The sequence below is a fragment of the Mycetocola sp. Y171 genome (assembly GCF_056713165.1).
Genome location: NZ_JBWYGX010000002.1, coordinates 141,932 through 161,833 on the forward strand (window position 1 = coordinate 141,932; position 19,902 = coordinate 161,833).

The 19,902-nt window shown below is 65.4% G+C and carries 18 protein-coding genes and 1 tRNA gene; 14 read left to right on the forward strand and 5 right to left on the reverse strand.

Annotated features, from left to right (window positions below):
• The first annotated feature begins 109 nt into the window (after positions 1-109).
• The 7 genes from AC1M2K_RS10290 (at position 110) to AC1M2K_RS10320 (ending at position 7,853) form a co-directional block, all read left to right on the forward strand.
• A complete protein-coding gene (locus tag AC1M2K_RS10290) occupies positions 110-1,429 on the forward strand; it encodes an extracellular solute-binding protein (RefSeq protein ID WP_480240915.1) in 1,320 nt (439 codons plus the stop codon).
• A 14-nt stretch (positions 1,430-1,443) separates the two neighbouring features.
• A complete protein-coding gene (locus AC1M2K_RS10295) occupies positions 1,444-2,388 on the forward strand; it encodes a carbohydrate ABC transporter permease (protein ID WP_480240916.1) in 945 nt (314 codons plus the stop codon).
• A complete protein-coding gene (locus tag AC1M2K_RS10300) occupies positions 2,385-3,281 on the forward strand; it encodes a carbohydrate ABC transporter permease (RefSeq protein ID WP_480240917.1) in 897 nt (298 codons plus the stop codon). Before AC1M2K_RS10295 ends, AC1M2K_RS10300 begins: the two co-directional genes overlap by 4 nt.
• Before the next feature lie 24 nt (positions 3,282-3,305).
• Positions 3,306-4,835, forward strand: coding sequence for an arabinosylfuranosidase ArfA (arfA, locus tag AC1M2K_RS10305; RefSeq protein WP_480240918.1), 1,530 nt, complete (start codon positions 3,306-3,308; stop codon positions 4,833-4,835).
• A 332-nt stretch (positions 4,836-5,167) separates the two neighbouring features.
• Positions 5,168-6,079 carry a MetQ/NlpA family ABC transporter substrate-binding protein gene (locus AC1M2K_RS10310; protein ID WP_480240919.1) on the forward strand — a complete coding sequence of 304 codons (912 nt, stop codon included), beginning with the start codon at positions 5,168-5,170 and terminating at the stop codon, positions 6,077-6,079.
• An 84-nt stretch (positions 6,080-6,163) separates the two neighbouring features.
• On the forward strand, positions 6,164-7,192 hold the full coding sequence (locus AC1M2K_RS10315) for a methionine ABC transporter ATP-binding protein (protein ID WP_480237193.1): 1,029 nt from the start codon (positions 6,164-6,166) through the stop codon (positions 7,190-7,192).
• Between the two features lies 1 nt (position 7,193).
• Entirely contained in the window at positions 7,194-7,853 is a 660-nt protein-coding gene (locus AC1M2K_RS10320) for a methionine ABC transporter permease (protein WP_480237192.1), read from the forward strand.
• A gap of 6 nt (positions 7,854-7,859) precedes the next feature.
• Here AC1M2K_RS10320 and AC1M2K_RS10325 read toward each other — a convergent pair whose 3' ends face one another.
• Positions 7,860-8,360 (reverse strand): MarR family winged helix-turn-helix transcriptional regulator, encoded by a 501-nt coding sequence (locus AC1M2K_RS10325; RefSeq protein ID WP_480237191.1) that lies wholly within the window; start codon positions 8,358-8,360, stop codon positions 7,860-7,862.
• A gap of 78 nt (positions 8,361-8,438) precedes the next feature.
• Between AC1M2K_RS10325 and AC1M2K_RS10330 the strand changes: the two genes are divergently transcribed.
• The 3 genes from AC1M2K_RS10330 to AC1M2K_RS10340 all read left to right on the forward strand — a co-directional run bounded on the left by AC1M2K_RS10330 (position 8,439) and on the right by AC1M2K_RS10340 (position 11,047).
• Positions 8,439-8,510, forward strand: a tRNA-Gln gene (locus tag AC1M2K_RS10330).
• Between the two features lie 79 nt (positions 8,511-8,589).
• A complete protein-coding gene (gene glmU / locus AC1M2K_RS10335; protein WP_480240920.1) occupies positions 8,590-10,032 on the forward strand; it encodes a bifunctional UDP-N-acetylglucosamine diphosphorylase/glucosamine-1-phosphate N-acetyltransferase GlmU in 1,443 nt (480 codons plus the stop codon).
• 37 nt (positions 10,033-10,069) lie between these two features.
• A complete protein-coding gene (locus AC1M2K_RS10340) occupies positions 10,070-11,047 on the forward strand; it encodes a ribose-phosphate diphosphokinase (RefSeq protein WP_480237189.1) in 978 nt (325 codons plus the stop codon).
• A gap of 210 nt (positions 11,048-11,257) precedes the next feature.
• Here AC1M2K_RS10340 and AC1M2K_RS10345 read toward each other — a convergent pair whose 3' ends face one another.
• The 4 genes from AC1M2K_RS10345 to AC1M2K_RS10360 form a co-directional block, all read right to left on the reverse strand.
• Positions 11,258-11,500, reverse strand: a complete 243-nt coding sequence (locus tag AC1M2K_RS10345) for a hypothetical protein (protein WP_480237188.1) — start codon at positions 11,498-11,500, stop codon at positions 11,258-11,260.
• A 97-nt stretch (positions 11,501-11,597) separates the two neighbouring features.
• The gene (locus AC1M2K_RS10350) at positions 11,598-12,425 is read right to left on the reverse strand and encodes a CPBP family glutamic-type intramembrane protease (RefSeq protein WP_480240921.1); all 828 of its coding nucleotides are present in this window, start codon (positions 12,423-12,425) and stop codon (positions 11,598-11,600) included.
• A gap of 120 nt (positions 12,426-12,545) precedes the next feature.
• Positions 12,546-14,003, reverse strand: coding sequence for an NADP-dependent phosphogluconate dehydrogenase (gndA, locus tag AC1M2K_RS10355; RefSeq protein WP_480240922.1), 1,458 nt, complete (start codon positions 14,001-14,003; stop codon positions 12,546-12,548).
• A gap of 174 nt (positions 14,004-14,177) precedes the next feature.
• Positions 14,178-15,914, reverse strand: a complete 1,737-nt coding sequence (locus AC1M2K_RS10360; protein WP_480240923.1) for a glycoside hydrolase family 3 protein — start codon at positions 15,912-15,914, stop codon at positions 14,178-14,180.
• Positions 15,915-16,166: 252 nt separating this feature from the next.
• Here AC1M2K_RS10360 and AC1M2K_RS10365 point away from each other — a divergent pair, with 252 nt between their 5' ends.
• From AC1M2K_RS10365 to AC1M2K_RS10380, 4 genes are read left to right on the forward strand one after another with little or no spacing between them, the layout of a single operon-like run.
• Positions 16,167-17,018, forward strand: coding sequence for a sugar phosphate isomerase/epimerase family protein (locus tag AC1M2K_RS10365; protein WP_480240924.1), 852 nt, complete (start codon positions 16,167-16,169; stop codon positions 17,016-17,018).
• Positions 17,015-17,491 (forward strand): Gfo/Idh/MocA family oxidoreductase, encoded by a 477-nt coding sequence (locus tag AC1M2K_RS10370; RefSeq protein ID WP_480240925.1) that lies wholly within the window; start codon positions 17,015-17,017, stop codon positions 17,489-17,491. The genes AC1M2K_RS10365 and AC1M2K_RS10370 overlap by 4 nt, the downstream gene beginning before the upstream one ends.
• Complete coding sequence (locus AC1M2K_RS10375) at positions 17,488-18,540, forward strand: Gfo/Idh/MocA family protein (RefSeq protein ID WP_480240926.1); 1,053 nt, start codon at positions 17,488-17,490, stop codon at positions 18,538-18,540. The genes AC1M2K_RS10370 and AC1M2K_RS10375 overlap by 4 nt, the downstream gene beginning before the upstream one ends.
• Positions 18,537-19,703 carry a Gfo/Idh/MocA family protein gene (locus AC1M2K_RS10380; protein WP_480240927.1) on the forward strand — a complete coding sequence of 389 codons (1,167 nt, stop codon included), beginning with the start codon at positions 18,537-18,539 and terminating at the stop codon, positions 19,701-19,703. The genes AC1M2K_RS10375 and AC1M2K_RS10380 overlap by 4 nt, the downstream gene beginning before the upstream one ends.
• Positions 19,704-19,902: the final 199 nt, after the last annotated feature.

Below are 19,902 nucleotides of genomic sequence, written 5' to 3' on the forward strand. Positions count from 1 at the left end.
CGCTGAGCCCCGACCAGGGCCGGCGGGGGATTTTGCATTCCCGCGGGAAAAAAGCTTGCGCCATTCTTACAACGCTGTAAAGTTGGCCGGGTCCACGAGGGAGTGCACAATGACCGACCTGACCCACCTGTCCAGGCGAACTCTGCTGATCGGCGGAGCCGCCGTTCTCGGCGGGGCGATGATCGGGCCAGGGCTCGCCGGCTGCTCCGTCGTCGGCGGCGACGAAGCCCGTCCGCTGAAGTTCTGGCACCTGCTTTCCGGCGGTGACGGGATCGTCATGGCCGGCCTGGTCGACCAGGCCAACGCCGACAATCCCGAGTTCCACGCCACGCAGACGGTGCTGGCCTGGGGCACGCCGTACTACACGAAGCTCGCCATGGCATCCGTCGGCGGTCGGGCCCCTGACGTGGCCATCATGCACGCGTCACGGCTGCCGGGCTATGCCCCTGGGGGCCTCCTCGACCCCTGGGACCTGGACCTGCTCGAAGAATTCGGTGTCACGGAGCAGGACTTCCCCGAACGGATCTGGGAGAAGGGGATCATCGACGGCGACCTGTTCTCGATCGCGCTCGACGCGCATCCGTTCATCCTGATGTACAACACGGACGTCGCCGAACGGGCCGGGGTCCTCGGCGAAGACGGACAACTGGTCGAGATCACGTCGCCTGAGCAGTTCCTCGAGGTCGCAGCGGCGATGCAGGAAGTGACGGGAAAACACGGGCTCTCGTATGGCTACCTCGGTGACGGTGCGCAGATGTGGCGGCTGTTCTACACGTTCTACAAGCAGCTCGGCGCGGAGATGTCGCTGAACCCCGGCGAACCCGCACAGATCGATCACGACGCAGCCGTGACGGCCCTCGACTTCATCAAACAGCTGCTGGACGGCACCATCGCCGCCACCAACGGCGACTACGCGACCGCCGTCGCCGAGTTCGTCAACGGCGAGAGCGGCATGTTCTTCACCGGTGTCTGGGAACTGCCGACAGCCGTCAAGGCCGGCATCCCGTTCGATGCCCAGCCCATCCCGAACCTCTTCGGCACCCCTGCCGCATACGCCGATTCGCACGCATTCGTGCTCCCGCACCAGTCGACACCGGACGAGGCACAGCGCCGCGAGGTTTACCGCTTCGTTTCCAGCGTCCTGAAGGGATCATTCGATTGGGCCGGTGCCGGCCACATCCCGGCATTTCTCCCGATCATCGAATCCGACGGTTACGCCGACCTCGTCCCACAGGCTCACTACGCGTCAGCCGCCGAGGTGCTCAACTACGACCCGCCGGCCTGGTTCACCGGATCCGGCTCGGACTTCCAGACCTACTTCGCCGAGTACGTCCAGGGCGTCTATCGAGGCGGCGACTCCGCTGAGGGTATCCAGGGCTTCGAAGACCGCCTGAACAAGCTCCTCGCCAAACCCAACCCGGTCGCCTGAGTAAGGAGCCTGCAATGACGACATCAGCAGTCAGCAGCCGCGCACAGGGCCAGGCGGGCCCGGCAGCGGCGGATACAAAGAGCTCGAGGCGGAGGGCGGCGAACCTCACAGGCTGGGCGTTCTTCGCGCCGTTCGGCATCTTCTTCGCCCTCTTCCTCATCTGGCCGATTCTCTACGGCCTCTACCTCAGCTTCACCGGAACGACACTGACCGGCGCCAACACGGATTTCGTCGGCTTCGCGAATTACGCGGAAGCTCTGGGCGACCCGGACATGTGGCGTTCGATGGGCAACACGCTCTGGTTCACCGTCCTGTCGACGATCCCCCTCGTGCTCATCGCGCTCATCATGGCGCTGCTCGTCGACCTCGGTCTTCCCGGCCAGTGGCTCTGGCGGCTCTCGTTCTTCATGCCGTTCCTCCTGGCGTCGACCGTGGTGTCGCTGTTCTGGGTCTGGATGCTCAACCCTCAGCTCGGGCTCATCAACGAGATGCTCAAACCGTTCGGTGTCGAGCCGATCGCCTGGCTCCAGGATCCGGCGTGGGCCATGCACGGAATCGTCGTCGCGACCGTGTGGTGGACGGTGGGCTTCAACTTCCTGCTCTACCTGGCTGCACTGCAGAACATCCCCGAGCAGCAGTATGAGGCGGCATCAATCGATGGAGCGGGCAAATGGCGTCAGCTCTTCTCGATCACCATCCCGCAGCTCGCCCCGACGACCGGGCTCATCCTCATCCTGCAGGTTCTCGCCTCGCTCAAGGTGTTCGACCAGATCTACCAGATGACCACTGGCGGTCCTGGTGGCGCGACCCGCTCAGCCGTCGTGTACATCTTTGAGACAGGATTCACCGGATACCGCTTCGGCTACTCCGCGGCGATCTCGTTCATCTTCTTCGCGATCATCATCATCATCTCGATCATCCAGATACGCATCTCGCGCAGCAGGGGGGCACGGTCATGACCGCCGTCGACACGACCACCGTCGAGGTCCGGGCCCGCACGACGACTTCGCGCAAACCGGGGGAGAAACGTTTCGGCGTCGGCCGGATCGTCGCGATCGCCATCCTCATCCTCATGGCCGCGGCCTGGCTGCTTCCGTTCGCATGGGCCATCGTCACGTCGCTGAAGAGCGAAGTGGATGCCGGGGCGACGCCCGTCACCTGGTCCGCTCCCAACGGCTTCACGTTCGAGGCGTACGCCAACGTGCTCAGCGAGGGGAACATCCCGATCTGGGCGATCAACAGCCTGCTGACGTCTGCGGTGATCACCGTCATCACGGTCGGCACGGCCGCCCTGGCCGCGTACGCGTTCTCGCGACTCGATTTCGCCGGCCGCGGCTGGCTGTACTTCCTCGTCATCGCGTCGATCATCATCCCGCCGCAGGTGCTCATCATCCCGCTGTTCTACGAGATGCTCGCCTTCAACCTGGTCGACACCTACTGGGGACTCATCCTGCCTCAGGTCGTCCACCCGGCCATGGTGTTCATTCTCAAGAAGTTCTTCGACCAGATCCCGATCGAGCTCGAGGACGCTGCGCGCGTCGACGGGGCTCACCGGCTCCGGATCTTCTGGACCATCGTGCTGCCGCTCTCGCGTCCCATCCTGTCCGCGGTGGCGATCTTCGTCTTCATCGCGGCGTGGAACAACTTCCTCTGGCCCTTCATCATCATCAACGACACGTCGCTGATGACCCTCCCGGTCGGTCTGCAGACGGTCAAGAGCGCGTACGGCGTGCAGTACGCGCAGAACATGGCGATGGCTCTCCTGGCAGCAGCGCCGCTGATCATCCTCTTCCTCTTCTTCCAGCGACAGATCATCAAGGGCATCGCCACCACCGGCTTCGGCGGGCAGTAGGCGCGTGACCGACGAAAGGCACACATGAGCACGGCGCGAATCACCCTCGACCGCGAGTTCACGGTGGGGGATGTTCCCCGCCGGTTGTTCGGATCCTTCGTCGAGCACATGGGCCGGTGCGTCTACACCGGAATCTACGAGCCTGGCCACCCCTCGGCCGACGCGTCCGGGTTCCGCACAGACGTGCTCGACCTCGTGCGCGAACTCGGCCCGACCGTCGTGCGTTACCCGGGCGGGAACTTCGTCTCCGGCTACAACTGGGAAGACGGCGTCGGTCCGGTCGAGAAACGACCACGGCGACTGGACGGCGCCTGGCACACCGTCGAAACCAACGAGTTCGGCCTGCACGAGTTCATGGACTGGTCCCGGCTCGCCGACGTCGAGGTGATGCAGGCCATCAATCTCGGGACACGGGGAGTGGATGCCGCGCGCGAGCTCGTCGAGTACGCGAACCACCCGGGTGGCACGTACCTGTCCGACCTGCGCAAGGCCAACGGCTCCGATGAGCCGTTCGACATCAAACTCTGGTGCCTGGGCAACGAGTTGGACGGACCATGGCAGATCGGCCACAAGACCCCAGAGGAGTACGGCCGCCTCGCCAAGGAAGCCGCGAAAGCCATGCGCTACGTCGACCCGAGCATCGAACTCGTGGCCGTCGGCAGCTCCAACTCAGGGATGCCGACTTTCGGAGAGTGGGAGCACACGGTGCTCAGCCACGTGTACGACGAGGTCGACTACATCTCCCTGCACGCCTACTACCAGGAACACGACGGCGACGCCGCGAGCTTCCTCGCCTCAGCACTTGACATGGACCACTTCATCGAGTCGGTGATCTCCACCGCGGACGCCGTCCGCGCGCGAGGCAGGCACAAGAAGCACATCAACCTCTCGTTCGACGAATGGAACGTCTGGTACCAGCGCGGTAAGGACACCGAAGACCAGGAGCATCGGGTCAAGGAGTCCGGCTGGCGGGAGCACCCGCGGCTGATCGAGGACGAATACACGATGACGGATGCCGTCGTGGTCGGCACCTTCCTCAACTCGCTTCTCCGGCACGGGGACCGGGTGCACATCGCCAACCAGGCGCAGCTGGTGAACGTGATCGCACCGATCCGCTCGGAGGAGAACGGACCGGCCTGGCGTCAGGCCATCTTCTGGCCGTTCGCCAGGATGGCCGCGCTCGCTCGCGGCAGGATCCTCTCCGCGAGGGTCGCCGCTGACCGCATCGACACCGCCCAGTTCGGCGACGCGGACGTCGTCGACGTCAGCGCCACCTGGGACGAGGAGAATTCGAGGGTGGCGCTGTTCCTGGCCAACCGGAGTCTCGACGATGCTGCCGACGTCGACCTGGTGCTCCACGGCTTCCGGGCCGAGCACGTCGTCAGGGCCGAAGTCCTCGAAGCGCCGGACGGCGACCGTCACACGTCGAACTCTCCTGACGAGGAGCGGGTTCGCCTGCGCCCGCTGTCCGGGGTGAGCGTTCTCGATGGGGGAGTGAAGCTCAGCCTTCCCGCCCTGTCGTGGGCGGTGCTCGAGGTCGACGTCACCGTCTGACGGCCGTCGGCGGCCGGTTCCGGCGTTTTCTCAGGAATCGGCCGGACTGCGACAACAGACCGCGCCCACTGACGGTCGCTTTCGCGGCATTTCCCCGGAATCGAAGATTCTGAGCCTGGAGGCCAGATCGCCCGGACTTTCTGTTACGGAGCATGACAACTCGCTTCGCTTTCTGGAGGATTCCCAGCTATTTTTGCTCTGTGCCAGCGTCGACGCGGCGCAGCTCCCCTTTTTTCCTCCGGGAACCTCCGGTGTTCGCTGTGCCCGCACGTCGCCCTCGATGGCACGCACCACGCACCACGCGTCACGAACGCTGAACAAAAGGAACCACTGTGAAGAAGTCATCCCTCAGGAAGAGCATCCTGGCCTCTCTGGCCGTCGTGCCCCTCGCAGCGCTCCTCGCTGGGTGCGCCGGGAACGCCGGCGGCACCTCCGACGATGCATCGGGCGAAAACGAGACCGTCAAGATCGGCGTCGTCGGCGCGAGCGACCCCTACTGGGAGACCTACGTCGAGGCTGCGGCCGACGAGGGCATCACTGTCGAGCTTGTCGACTTCGCCGACTACAACCAGCCGAACCCGGCATTGGCCGAGGGCGAAGTCGACCTCAACCAGTTCCAGCACATCATCTACCTCGCGCAGTTCAACGAGGCCAACGGCCAGGACCTCGTGCCGATCGGCGCGACGGCGATCTACCCGCTCGGCCTCTACTCGACCCAGTACGAGAACGTCGAGGACATCCCCGACGACGCCACCGTCGCCGTGCCCAACGACCCCAGCAACCTGGCTCGCGCGCTCCTCGTCCTGCAGTCGGCGGACCTCATCACGCTGAAGGGCGGAGGAAGCACCTTCTCCACCGTCTCCGAGATCGATGAGTCCAAGTCCCGTGTGAAGGTCACCGAGCTCGACCCGACCCTCACGGCCACGTCGCTTCCTGACGTCGCCGCGGCGATCATCAACAACGACTTCATCGTCGACTCCGGCCTCGAAGCCACCGACGCCATCGCCCAGGACGACCCGTCTGACCCGAATGCGCTCCCGTACGTCAACATCTTCGCCGCGCGGTCGGAGGACGCTGACAACGAGACCTACAAGAAGCTCGTCGAGATCTACCAGGACACGCAGGCCGTCACCGACGGTGTCATCGAGAACTCCGGCGGAACCGCTGTCATCGTGAAGACCCCGGTCGAGGACCTGATCGCGTCGCTCAAGACCGAGCAGGAAAACATCGCCAAGCAGGGCTAGGACCCACGTCAAAGCACGAGAAAGCGTGAGAGGCGCCGGAGCATCCGCTTCGGCGCCTGTTCGCGTCAGCGAGAGGAACACCCCGTGAGCATCGTCAGCATGACTGATGTCGTGAAGTCGTACCCATCGTCCGAGAAGGGCGGCACCCCCGTCGTCGCGATCGACGGCGTGACCATCGAGGTCGAGCGGGGTGACGTCTACGGGATCATCGGCTATTCCGGCGCCGGCAAGTCCACGCTCGTCCGCCTGGTGAACGGACTCGAGAAGGCCACCTCAGGCAGCATCATCGTCAACGGCACCGAGATCACGTCGCTCCGCGAACGCTCGATGCGCGCCGTCCGCGGTGACATCGGGATGATCTTCCAGCAGTTCAACCTCTTCAACTCGAAGACAGTGGCCAGGAACGTCGCGTACCCGCTCGAGGTCGCCGGCCGCCCGGCTGCAGAGGTCACGGCCCGCGTCGCCGAGATGCTCGCCTTCGTCGGGTTGAGCGACAAGGCGAAGAACTACCCCGACCAGCTCTCCGGCGGGCAGAAGCAGCGCGTGGGCATCGCCCGCGCTCTCGCCACCTCCCCGTCACTTCTCCTCGCAGACGAGGCAACCAGCGCGCTCGACCCGGAGACGACGAGCGAGGTGCTCGGCCTGCTCGACCGGGTGAACCGTGAGCTCGGCGTCACCATCATCCTCATCACCCACGAGATGGACGTCATCCGCAGCCTCGCCACGAAGGTCGCGGTCATGGACGGTGGTCGGATCGTCGAGCGCGGCGACGTCTTCGACGTGTTCTCCCAGCCGCAAAACGCGGCATCCGCGCGGTTCGTCTCGACCGTCGTGCAGGGCATCCCGTCCCCGGTCGAGGTCGCCACGCTCAAAGCCCGCCACGATGGCAGGATCGTCACCTTCTCGTTCCGAGACGGCAACGACTCCCAGGCGCAGGTCTTCCTCGACCTCGCGGCCGCTGGCATCCGTTTCGAACTCGTCTACGGCGGGATCAACGACATCCGCGGCCGGGCGTTCGGCCACCTGACGCTCGCCCTGACCGGTGAGGATGCCGCGATCGATGCGGCGCTGACCCGAATAGCCACCCACTCAGAAGTGACGGAGGTGAGCTGAGATGGACAAACTCATCGACCTTCTGCCCCTGCTCGGTGAAGCGGCGTGGGAGACGCTGTACATCGTCGCGGCCAGCTTGCTGTTCGGCGGGATCGCGGGACTGTTCATCGGCCTCGGCCTGTACACGACACGGGCGGGCTCGATCCTCGAGAACCGGTTCGCCTTCACCGTGATCAACGTGCTCGTGAACATCTTCCGCCCGATTCCGTTCATCATCTTCATCGCTGCCATCCAGCCGCTTGCGCGCGCCGTCCTGGGAACGGGCATCGGCAACGGCGCACTCATCTTCGCCATCTCGATCGGTGCGGCGTTCGGCATCAGCCGCATCGTCGAGCAGAACCTGCTCACTGTCTCGCCCGGCGTGATCGAAGCGGCTCGCGCAGCGGGTGCAGGACCGTTCCGGATCATCCGCACTGTCCTTCTGCCTGAGGCTCTCGGACCGCTGATCCTCGGTTACACCTTCGTGCTGATCGTTCTCGTGGACATGTCGGCGGTCGGCGGATACATCGGCGGCGGCGGGATCGGTAACTTCGCGATCCAGTACGGCTACCGTCAGTTCAACCCGGTCGTCACCTGGGCGGCCGTGCTCGTCGTCATCGTGTTCGTGCAGGTGATCCAGTTCGTGGGCAACAAGCTCGCGCGCAAGATCATGAGGCGCTGACGTCCGTCAGTTCTGGTCGAACCCCAGGCTGAGCTTCCGCAGGAGCGCGGCGAGCTTGTGCTGGTCTGCGGTCGACAGGGCGGACAGCAGCTCGGACTCGGCATCGACAAGCCGGGTGATGGCCGCGTCGACGCGTGTGAGGCCGGTTGCGGTCATCACGACGAGGATGCCGCGGCCGTCCCCTGGGTCCGCCTTGCGTTCGACCAGGCCCGAATCGACGAGCCGGTCGATCCGGTTGGTCATGGTTCCGCTCGAGACGAGTGTCTGCTGCAGCAGTTGCTTGGGGCTCAGGGTGTACGGTCTCCCTGCCCGGCGGAGGGCGCTGAGCACGTCGAATTCCCACGACTCGAGCTTCGACCTGGTGAACGCGGTCTTGCGTGCCCTGTCGAGGTGCCTGGTCAGCCGCCCGACTCGGGACAGCACCTGCAACGGGGCGAAGTTGAGGTCGGGTCGTTCGGTCTGCCACGCGTCGACGATGCGGTCGACTTCGTCGGTATCTTCGGGCATGTTCCCATTATGACGGCGAGACGGCGGCGGGCGGTCCGGCAAGTATCTGGCAGACTTGGTTCCTGCACGCGAGTGCGGTCCGCCTTAGTGTAATGGCAGCACGGCAACCTTTGGAGTTGTTCGGTCCAGGTTCGAGTCCTGGAGGCGGAGCGGAGAATCCCGGCCAACCGGACCGGCACGACAGACCACCATCCGGGCTTCGCGCCCATCGCACTCTCGGGGAGAACCTGTGCCAGACACCAAGCTCGCCATCGTCATCCTGGCCGCAGGCCAGGGGACGCGGATGAAGTCCTCGACCCCCAAACTGCTGCACCCGATCGCGGGTGTGCCGCTCGTCGGTCACGTCCTCGCCACGGCACGGGCGCTCGACGCCGCGCACGTGGTCGCGGTCGTTCGGCACGAGCGTGATCGCCTCGTCGAGGTCATCACCGCCGAGCTGCCCGACAGCATCATCGTCGACCAGGACGAGGTGCCCGGGACCGGTCGTGCCGTCGAGCAGGCCGTCGCCGCGCTCCCGGCCGACTTCGACGGCGACGTCCTCGTCGTCAACGGAGACGTTCCGCTCCTCGACGCGGAGACTCTCGCCTCCCTCGTCGCCCGCCACCGCGACGCGGGGACGGCTGCGACCCTGCTCTCCGCCATCCTCGACGACGCGACCGGATACGGTCGCATCATCCGCGGCGACTCCGGCGGCCTCGACTACATCGTCGAGCAGAAGGACGCATCGGACGCCGAGCTCGCCGTCCACGAGATCAACGCCGGGGTATACCTCTTCACGCTCGGCACCCTGCGGGCACAGCTGGCGAACCTCACCACGGACAACGCGCAGGGGGAGAAGTACCTCACGGACGTCGTCGGGCTGCTCCGCTCGGCCGGCGGCGGCGTGGATGCCATCCCGGTCGCGGAACCGTGGCTGGTCGAAGGGGTCAACGACCGGGCACAACTCAGCGCACAGGCCTTGCGGCTCAACGCCCTGATCGTGCGGGGATGGCAGATGGCCGGTGTCACGGTCCAGGACCCGGCGTCGACGTGGATCGACCTCACAGCGACCCTCGCCCCAGACGTCACCCTCAGGCCGGGTACACAGATCCTCGGCGCCACCGCGATCGAGACCGGCGCCGTCATCGGGCCAGACACCACCCTCGTCGACTGCGAGGTCGGTGAAGGCGCCGAAGTGAGGCGCACGGACGCGACCCTCGCTGTGATCGGTGCCGGGGCATCCGTCGGCCCGTTCTCCTACCTGCGACCGGGAACGATCCTTGGTTCCGACGGAAAGATCGGGGCATTCGTCGAGACCAAGAATGCCCGGATCGGCACCGGCAGCAAGGTGCCGCACCTCTCCTACGTCGGCGACGCCGAGATCGGCGAGGGCTCCAACATCGGCGCAGGCAGCATCTTCGCCAACTACGACGGTGTGAAGAAGCACTCTTCGGTCGTGGGCTCCCACGTGCGCACCGGGTCGCACGGTGTCTTCGTCGCTCCGGTTAGAATTGGCGACGGGGCTTACACCGGCGCAGGAACAGTCGTCCGCAAGGACGTCCCGGCAGGAGCGCTGGCCATCAGCGTCGCCCCACAGCGCAACATGGACGGGTGGACGGTTTCGCACCGGCCAGGCACGGCAGCAGCCCAGGCGGCTGAGGCAGCACAGCAAACTTCTCTCGAAGAAAACTAGGCAGTAACGCCGACGGTGTCGGCAGGAAGCAGGGGTCGTGTCGGGCATCAAAAGCAGTGGAGTGAAACGACTCGTTCTCGTGTCAGGCCGTGCGCATCCGCAACTGGCCGTCGACATCGCTGCAGAGCTCGGTTCGGAACTCGTGCCGACGGATGCCAGGACCTTCGCGAACGGCGAACTCTACGCCCGCTTCGATGAGAGCGTGCGGGGGAGCGACGCTTTCGTCATCCAGTCCCACACGGCACCGATCAACGAGTGGCTGATGGAACAGCTGATCATGGTCGACGCGCTCAAGCGGGCCTCAGCGAAGCGCATCACCGTCGTCGCGCCGTTCTACCCCTATGCCCGCCAGGACAAGAAGGGCCGCGGACGCGAGCCCATCTCCGCCCGTCTCGTGGCCGACCTCTTCAAGGTGGCGGGCGCCGACCGCATCATGTCTGTCGATCTGCACGCCGCCCAGATCCAGGGCTTCTTCGACGGCCCCGTCGACCACCTGTTCGCGATGCCCGTTCTCCTGGGGCACTTCCGCGAGAAGCTCGACCCGAGCACCCTCACCATCGTCTCCCCTGACATGGGCCGGGTCAGGGTCGCAGACATCTGGAGCGACAAGCTCGGCGTTCCCCTCGCGATCATCCACAAGCGCCGCGACCCGCTGGTCCCGAACCAGGTCTCCGTGCACGAGATCGTCGGTCAGGTCGAGGGGCGTGTCTGCCTCCTTGTCGACGACCTCATCGACACCGGCCGTACCATCGTTCGCGCCGCGGAGGCACTCAAAGCCGCAGGGGCCATCGGCGTCGTCGTCGCCGCCACTCACGCGGTGTTCAGCGACCCGGCCACCGAGATCCTGCAGAGCGACTTCATCGACTCCGTCGTCGTCACCGACACGCTGCCGATCCCGGAGGAGAAGCGGTTCGAACGGCTCACTGTGCTGCCGATCGCCCCGCTGCTCGGGCGCGCCATCCGTGAGGTCTTCGAGGACGGCTCCGTGACGAGCATGTTCGACGGCGCGGCATAAGCCGACGGCCAACAGGCCAAGGAAGAGGGCGGAATATCCCGACTATCCCGCCCTCGAGGATTCTCCGGAATATCCCGTCGTCCGGGTGCTCTCACTAGCGCCTAAGCGGGGTAACTCGGGGGAGAATCTTCTACTTCTGAGGGTAGTTCGGAATGGGCCCCCGCACAGGGGGTTGACAGTTTTCGAACCCGTGATCTCAGTCGACCTGCCTCACTCGCTCGAGAACGACCCGGCGTCTGCTGCGGCGATCCGAGTGCTCTGCTCGAGAATTTCGTCCTCGGAGATGGCGATGCCTGCGTCCGAGAATCGCTGGCGGAGTGCCTCGAGAATCTCGGCCTGATCGTGCCCGGCGAGGTCGGCTTCCTCCTGGATGAGGATGCCGGCCACCTTGTCGTCGAGCGGTTGCGGGTGCTGGTCCTCGACGGGCGTATCCAGGGTGTGGTCGTCGGTCATGATGATCTCCTCGTGGTTGGGGTCCCCATTGTCCTCCGCAACGGACGCGCCGCCAACGGGCAGGCGAGCCACCCGGGCGATTCCCAGCCGGGGACTCTCAGTAGAGGAAGATCGTCAGCCACTCGGGGTTGTGGGCGTGCAGCAGCACGAGGAACAGCACGAAGTCGAACAGCAGGTGCACGCTGACGATGTAGCTGAGCGACTTGGTCTGCTTGAAGATCCAGCCCTGAACGAGTGCGAACGGGAAGATGATCAGAGGGCCCCAGGCGTGGAAGCCGAGTTCCCAGAGGAACGAGGTGAACAGCACGGCCTGGATGAGGTTCGCCTGCCAGTCGGGGAAGTGCCGGCGGAGCAGGGTGAAGCACGTGCAGATGAAGAACAGTTCGTCCCAGATACCGAGCGCGTTGGTGCCGAGGAAGAGGCGCGCGATCTCGTCAGGGGAGGATGCCGCCGGCCAGTTCTCGTAGACACCGGTCGGGATCATGTAGATCGGCAGCAGGATCCAGCCCAGCACGACAACGGCGATGAGGTACCACCATTCGACCTTCGTCCAGCGTTGCCCTGTCGCCACCGGGAACCTGATCGCGTGGTCGCGGTACAGGAAACGTGACGTCAGGTACGGGACGAGTACAGCGGCAGCGAGGGCGATCCCCATGATGATCATGTGGTCCCAGGAGATGTCCGTGTTGATCTGGACGAGGCTGATGATCACCAGGCCGGCGGCGATGAGCAGCAGGTCCTTCGCGAAAGCGCGATTGACGATGACGGCGGCGATCAGCGCAGCGAGGAGGACGACGTAACCGCCAGGGCGCCAGTGGACTCCGAAGAGCAGGAAGCCGGACGCGGCGAGCAGAAGCCCGGGCAGGAGGTTCCAGCTGACCACGCGGCGGGTCTCGGGGGTGGTCGTCGACAGGTTCGAGGTCATGGGGCCTTCCGGTGTGCGGCGTTACCTCGAGCGTACCCGGCCGAACGGGTTCCGGCTTCGCCCGCAACCGGAACGGGCCCCCACCGCGGAAGCGGTGGGGACCCGTCGGCCGGTGGGTGTCTAGTGGCTGTCCGTGGCCTGGATCTCGGAGCGGTCCCCGGACCACAGCGTGTGGAACGTTCCTTCCGCGTCGACCCGCTTGTAGGTGTGCGCGCCGAAGAAGTCGCGCTGGCCCTGCACGAGGGCAGCGGGCAGACGCTCGGCACGCAGGCCGTCGTAGTAGGAGAGCGACGATGAGAAGGCAGGGGCCGGGATGCCGGACTGCGCCGATGCGACGACCACGCGACGCCAGGCATCCTGGGCACCAGCCATGGCGTCAGCGAAGTACGGCGCAGAGAGGAGGAGCTTCAGGTCGGGCACGGCCTCGTACGAGTCGGCGATCCGGTTGAGGAACTGCGCACGGATGATGCAGCCACCCCGCCAGATCTTCGACACGGCGCCGAGGTCGATGTTCCAGTCGTACTCGTCAGCACCGGCGGCGATGGCGTCGAAGCCCTGGGAGTACGCGACGATCTTCGATGCGTACAGCGCGAGGCGAACGTCTTCGATGAAGGCGTCCTTGTCGTCGACGGTCCAGGTGTCGCTCGGGCCCGGCAGGCCGGATGCCGCTTCGCGCTGCTCCGGGTGGGACGACAGGCCGCGGGCGAACACCGCTTCGGCGATGCCTGACACCGGGGTGCCGAGGTTGAGGGCGGTCTGCACGGTCCAGACGCCTGTGCCCTTCGAACCGGCCTGGTCGACGATGACGTCGACGAGCGGCCGCCCGGTCTTAGCGTCGGCCTGACGGAGGACCTCCGCGGTGATCTCGATGAGGTAGCTCTCGAGCTCGCCCTTGTTCCATTCGGCGAACACGTCGGCGATCTCTGCGGGGGACTTGCCCGTTCCGCGGCGGATGAGGTCGTAGGCCTCTGCGATGAGCTGCATGTCGGCGTATTCGATGCCGTTGTGGATCATCTTGACGAAGTGGCCCGCGCCGTCGGTGCCGATGTGCGTGACACACGGCTCGCCTTCGGCGACCGCGGCGATCGACGAGAGGATCGGGCCGAGGGTCTCATAGGCCTCGGCGGAACCACCCGGCATGATCGACGGGCCCTTGAGCGCGCCTTCCTCGCCGCCGGAGATGCCTGCGCCGACGAAGTTGATGCCGGTTTCACGGACGGCTTTCTCGCGACGGATGGTGTCGGTGAACAGCGCGTTGCCGCCGTCGACGATGATGTCGCCCGGTTCGAAGAGTTCGGTCAGCTGGTCGATGACCGCGTCGGTGCCCTTGCCCGCCTGCACCATGATGATCGCCGTGCGCGGCTTCTGCAACGACGCGACGAAGTCCTCGATCTTCTCCGAGGCCACGAATCCAGCCTCGGGGTGCTCGGTGAGAAGGGTGTCCGTCTTGGCCCACGAGCGGTTGTAGACCGCGACCGTGTTGCCCTCGCGACTGGCCAGGTTCCGGGCCAGATTCGAGCCCATCACCGCCAGCCCGACGACGCCGATGTTGGCCTGGGCCTGTGATGTATCCGCCATGGAGGTCTCCTCTTGTGTTCAGCGGTCAGAAGGTCGGACAGTCCACGCGACGGCGCACCGAAGGAAGACGAAGAAAACATGGGGCGGCCGGATCACGGCGGCTCTGTGTACACGCTAGCAAACCGGGTATGTCCGATTTCTCACGTGACGACGCCGATGATGTGAGGCCGTCGGCTACAGGCGGGTCCCGAACGTGTCACACCAGACGTTCTCGTTGAACGTCCCGGTGAACTCGGACAGGCCCTGGATCTTGTCGACGGCAGCGCAGATCGCTTCACGGCTCGGCGCGTGCGCGTGGATCATGGTCTTCACCATGGGCACGTCGATGAGGTGGTTCGGCTGTGCGAGCGAGACGAAGACGGTCGGTATTTCGGTGACGTACCAGGGGATCTCCGCCGCCATCGGCGTCGACCAGATGATGCGGACGCTGGCTTCCTGCGCGAAGCCGGTCACGTTGGCGAACACGATCGCCGCGTCGTACTTCTCGGCGTACTGCTCGTTCGCTTCGTCAGCCATCACGGTGTGGAAGTAGACGTTCTCCTCACCCTCTGCGGCCCGCTGCTTCGCGTTCTTGAACACGTGGACCTCGAAGCCGGCGCTCTCGAGTTCGTCGCGAGCGATCTCGAGATAGCCGTTCGGGTCTGTACCTGTGAAGTCGGCCTGGCCGCTGATGCCATACAGGCGGATTCGCTTGTGAGTCGCCGGCGTGAGGGGCAGGTTGCCCTGGGTGTCCTTCACGAGCGTGACCGTCTTGTCGGCGATCTCGGCGGCGATGGCGTGATGCTCGGCGTTGCCGATGACCGAGAGTGCCTCAGGCGACGGGACGAGTTCGTCGCGCGGAGTGGTGTGCAGGCCGAGGGATGCCTTGAGCGCCAGGATCCGGAGGACGGCGTCATGCAGTCGCTCCTCGGTGATGATGCCGTTTCGGTAGCCGTCGAGCATGTACCGGAAGTCCTCATCGGCGTTCCGGAAGAAGAGGAACATGTCGCACCCGGCGGCGATCGCGGCCGGGACGAGGTCCTTGCGCTTCTTCGCCTGGGTCATACCGATCATCATCGACGCGTCGGTGAGGATCAGCCCGTTGAAGCCGAGCTCGTCGCGCAGCAGGTCGTTGAGGAGCTCGGGGGCGAGAGTCGCCGGCAGGACATCGGCATCCGTCATCGCAGGGCGGAAGTGCTTCGACAGTTCAGGCGCTCCGATGTGCCCGATCATGATCGACTGCACGCCGTGGTCGATGAGCTCGCGGTAGACCCGGCCGTATGTGGCGGTCCAGTCGTCGTAACCGAGCGTGTTGTAACTCGTGACGACGTGCTGGTCACGCTCGTCCATTCCGTCACCGGGGAAGTGTTTCATCGCGCAGACGGTCTTCGATTCGCTGATGCCGTCGAAGTACTCCTTGGCCCGTTCGATGACGACGTCAGGGGTGTTGCCGAACGAGCGCGTGCTGATGACGGTGTTCCGCCAGTTGTAATGGATGTCGACGATCGGGGCGAACGCCCAGTTGCACCCCATCGCTGCCGTCTCCCGGCCGGCGACGCGGCCCATCCGGCGGGCGATCGACTTGTCCGGGTGTGATCCGGCCTGGAGGTGCGTCGAGACGAGGGTGCCGTCGTCTGCGCTGCCGGCTCCGCCCATCTCCGGGTTCGAGGCGACCAGAAGGGGCACCTTCGCCTTCGACTGCGCGTAGCGGATGTGCTTCTGGACCGCTGCAGAGTCGGCGCCCATGTAGCGGATCCCGCCGACGTGGAGGTTGTTCACGACGTTGTCCAGGTAACCCTCGTCGAACGAGACGTTGAGGTTGATGAAGAGTTGGCCGATCTTCTCCTCGAGGGTGAGAGATTCGGCGGTCCGCTCGACCCACGCGACCGCTTCGTCGTCGAGATTGAAGGGTTTCGCGCGAAGATCGACCATGAGGACATCCTTGTTTTCAGGGGACGGATCGGCGGGAAGAACACACGCCGCAGCATCCATGAGACACCATCGCCCCGCAATTTGTCAACCGATTGCCAAACCGCCGGACATTCTCGCCCCGGCCGCTCCTGCGAGGTTTGGCAATCGGTTGCACAAACGTGTACTCCGGCCTAGAGTGGGCGCATTGCCTTGCGGAGTTGCTCCGGCGAGGTTCCCAGTGACGTGAACACACGCAAAGGTGGTTTTCCTTTCATGACCCAGTCCAATCCGGTGACCTGGACCCTGTCCGGCTTCGGCGACGAGATCGATCCCGACCCCGCCGTCCAGGTCGCCGTGCTCAAGGCCCTCGGCGCTTCCCACATCGAAGTGCGAAGCGCCTGGACCACAAATGTCGTAGACCTCTCCGACGACCAGCTCTCGACCCTCGCCGGCTTCCTGGCGAAGGAGGGCATGGGCGTGTCCGCGGTGGCGTCGCCGATCGGCAAAGTGGACATCTCACTCGCCCCGGACCTCGAAGTCCAGCGCCTGCGCCGCATCATCCGTGTCGCCCACACACTCGAAACCCCGAACATCCGCATCTTCTCGTTCTTCCGCGGTGACGGCGTCTCCGTCGAGTCGACCCGCGACGACGTGATGCTCCGGATGCGACTGCTCGCCGACGATGCGGAGCGCGAGGGCGTCGTCCTCCTCCACGAGAACGAGAAGGACATCTACGGTGACACCCCCGAGCGCGTGCTCGACCTCGTGGAGTCAGTGGGTTCCCCTGCGCTCCGCCTGGCCTGGGACAGTGCCAACTTCGTCCAGGTCGGTGTCGCCGCCCCGCACGACGACGGCTTCGCGATGCTCCGCCCCTACCTCGACTACCTGCAGGTGAAGGATGCCGTCGCCTCGACCGGCACGGTCGTTCCGGCCGGGCAGGGTGACGGGCAGGTGCTCCAGACGCTCACGGCGTTGCGCGACGACGGGTACACCGGTTTCGCCTCACTCGAGCCGCATCTCGACGAGGCCCACGCGCTTGGCGGCTTCTCCGGTCCCGCCGCTTTCGGCGAGGCCGCCAGGGCCCTCGACGGGCTGCTCTCCGGCATCGGGGTGGCGACCAGATGAGTGGGTCGCCCGCTCTCGTCGCGATCGTCGGATCCGGTGAGCTCGCCCGCGCGCACGCCAGGGTCGCTGTCGCTCACCCCGACCTGAGGCTCGTCGCCCTGATCGGTACCGACGAACAGTCGGGACAGACCCTGGCCGACGATGTCGTGAATCGCTTCGAAGGCGAACGCCCACGTCTCTTCCCTGACCTGGCTGCCGCGCTCGACGCCACGGCGATCCATATCGTGGCCATCAGCGTCCCCGACGACGCGTCGGGCACCGCGACGGCCGCCGTTCGCGCCGGTACGGCAGTCGTCGGCGGACGCGCACTCCCTGACGGAGATGCCGCGACCTGGTTCCCGTTCGATGCCGGCCCTTCCGACGGCAGAAGCGCCGATGACGTCGCATTCGCCGACCACCTCCGCCAGTACGAGGGCATCATCCGGCGGATCGGATTCGGCCCGCTCGCCGATCAGGCAGGGGCGCGCTCATGACAACCATCCGCGCCGCCGTGATCGGTTGCGGCGACATCTCAGCTCTGCACTTCGATGCCATCGCGACCGTGCCTGGGGCCACCCTGGTCGGGGTCTGCGACACCGATCAGGGGAGACTCGCGGCGGCATCCACGGCGAACGGTGTTCCCGGCTTCGCAGACCACCGGCAACTGCTCGACGAGCTGAAGCCCGACGTCGTGCACATCTGCACCCCGCACCACACCCACTCCGCCATCGCGGTCGCCGCGCTCGACCGCGGGATCGACGTGATCCTCGAGAAGCCGCTGGCGCACACCCGGGACGAGGCCGACCGGCTTCAGCTGGCGGCTGAGACGAGCGGCGCGCGCCTCGCCGTCTGCTTCCAGAACAGGTACAACGCCCCTGTCCAGGCCGCCAGCGCCGCACTCGCCACCGGCGACCTCGGCGCCGTTCTCGGGGCATCGGCAACGGTGCTGTGGCACCGGAGCGCCGACTACTACCTCGATCGCCCCTGGCGTGGGCGCTGGTCGACCGGGGGCGGTGGGCTGCTGATGAATCAGGCCATCCACACCCTCGACCTCGTCCAGTGGCTCGTCGGCCCGGTTGCATCGGTCAGCGGCAACGCGAGTACCCGATTCCTCGACGACGTCATCGAGGTCGAGGACACCGCGGAGATGACGCTGCGGCACGTCAACGGTGCGCGCAGTGTCTTCTACGCCACACTCGCCCACTCGGCGAACGCCCCCGTCGACATCGAGATCGTGACCGAGCGGGCGACGTTGCACATCCGTGGCGATCTCACGATCACGCACGCGGACGGCGCCGTCGAGACGGTCGCGGAGCGGAAGACGGCAGAGGGTGAGCGAGCCTACTGGGGTGTCTCGCACGAGCTGCTCATCCAGGATTTCTACGCCGGCTTCGGAACGGGTAACCCGTTCTGGATCGGACCGGTAGAAGCCCGCGCCTCGTTCGACATCATCCAGGACGTGTACGACCAATCCTTCCCCGACAGGGCCGGAATTCCCGGCTCCCCGACGCTCGACAACTCAGAACGGAACCCACAGCAATGACGACAAAAGTCCGCCTCGGAATCATCGGGCTCGGCGCCCAGGGCTCGATGTACGCCACGTTCATCGCCGACGGCCTGGTGCCCAACATGGAGATCGGCGCCATCGCCGATATCGACCCAGCGAAGGCTGCTGTCGCCGCCGAGGCCTACCCCGATGCTGCGTTTTTCGATGACCACATCGCACTCCTCGAGAGCGGAACGGTCGATGCCGTCGTCACATGTGTGCCGCACTACCTGCACCCTCAGATGGGCATCGACGCCCTGGCGCGTGACATCCACGCGCTCGTCGAGAAGCCTGCTGGCGTCTACACGAAGCAGGTGGCAGAACTCAACGCGTTCGCGGCATCGAAGCCGGAACTCAGCTTCGGGATCATGTTCAACCAGCGCAACAACCCGCTCTACGTCCGGCTCAAGGAGATCGTCGACAACGGCGAGATCGGCACGATCCTGCGGTCCAACTGGATCATCACCAACTGGTGGCGGCCGCAGGGGTACTACGACCAGAGTGCCTGGCGCGCGACCTGGGGCGGCGAGGGCGGTGGGGTACTTGTCAACCAGGCACCCCACCAGCTCGACCTGTGGCAGTGGATCTGCGGCGTCCCGAAGTCGGTCTACTCGAAGGTCGCCTTCGGCTACCGTCGCAACATCGCCGTGGAGGACGAGGTCACCGCCCTCGTCGACTACGGCAACGGCGCGACAGGCGTCTTCATCACCGCCACCCATGAGCTCACGGGGACGGACCGGTTCGAGATCGTCGGCGACCAGGGCAAGATCGTCGTCGAGAACAGCAAGACCGCAACGGTCACGCGGCTGAAGCGGCCCGAGCGGGAACTCTCCGAGAGCATGGACATGGGCGACGTCATGAAACTGTTCATGGGTCAGCTCGACGTCGACGAGCTGTACACGCAGGAAACCATCGAGTTCGATTCGGCCTGGGGCACGCAGCACTCCGGCGTCCTCCAGAACTTCGCGGCGAACATCCTGGACGGCACACCGCTGCTCGCCCCAGGCTCGGACGGCGTGAAGGGTGTGCGACTTGCGAACGCCATCCACCTGTCTGCGTGGACGGGCAAGGAGGTCTCACTGGACTTCGACGAGGACGAGTTCCTTTCGGAGCTGAACTCGCGGATCGTCGACGAGGGAACTTTCGCCGTCCGCGGCTGACCGGATCCCAGGAGGGCCCCGGCGCGAAAGCGGCGGGGCCCTCCGTGTTTCCGCGGTATTGCGCCATAGATTTAGCAACCGATTGCTTTGTAGTGTTGACCCGCAAATACCGGGGTTATCACACCCAGATAACGGTCGACGAGGCAATTTTGACAATCGGTTGCCAAACCGGGCAATCCTTTGTAGCCTGAGTCCAGCG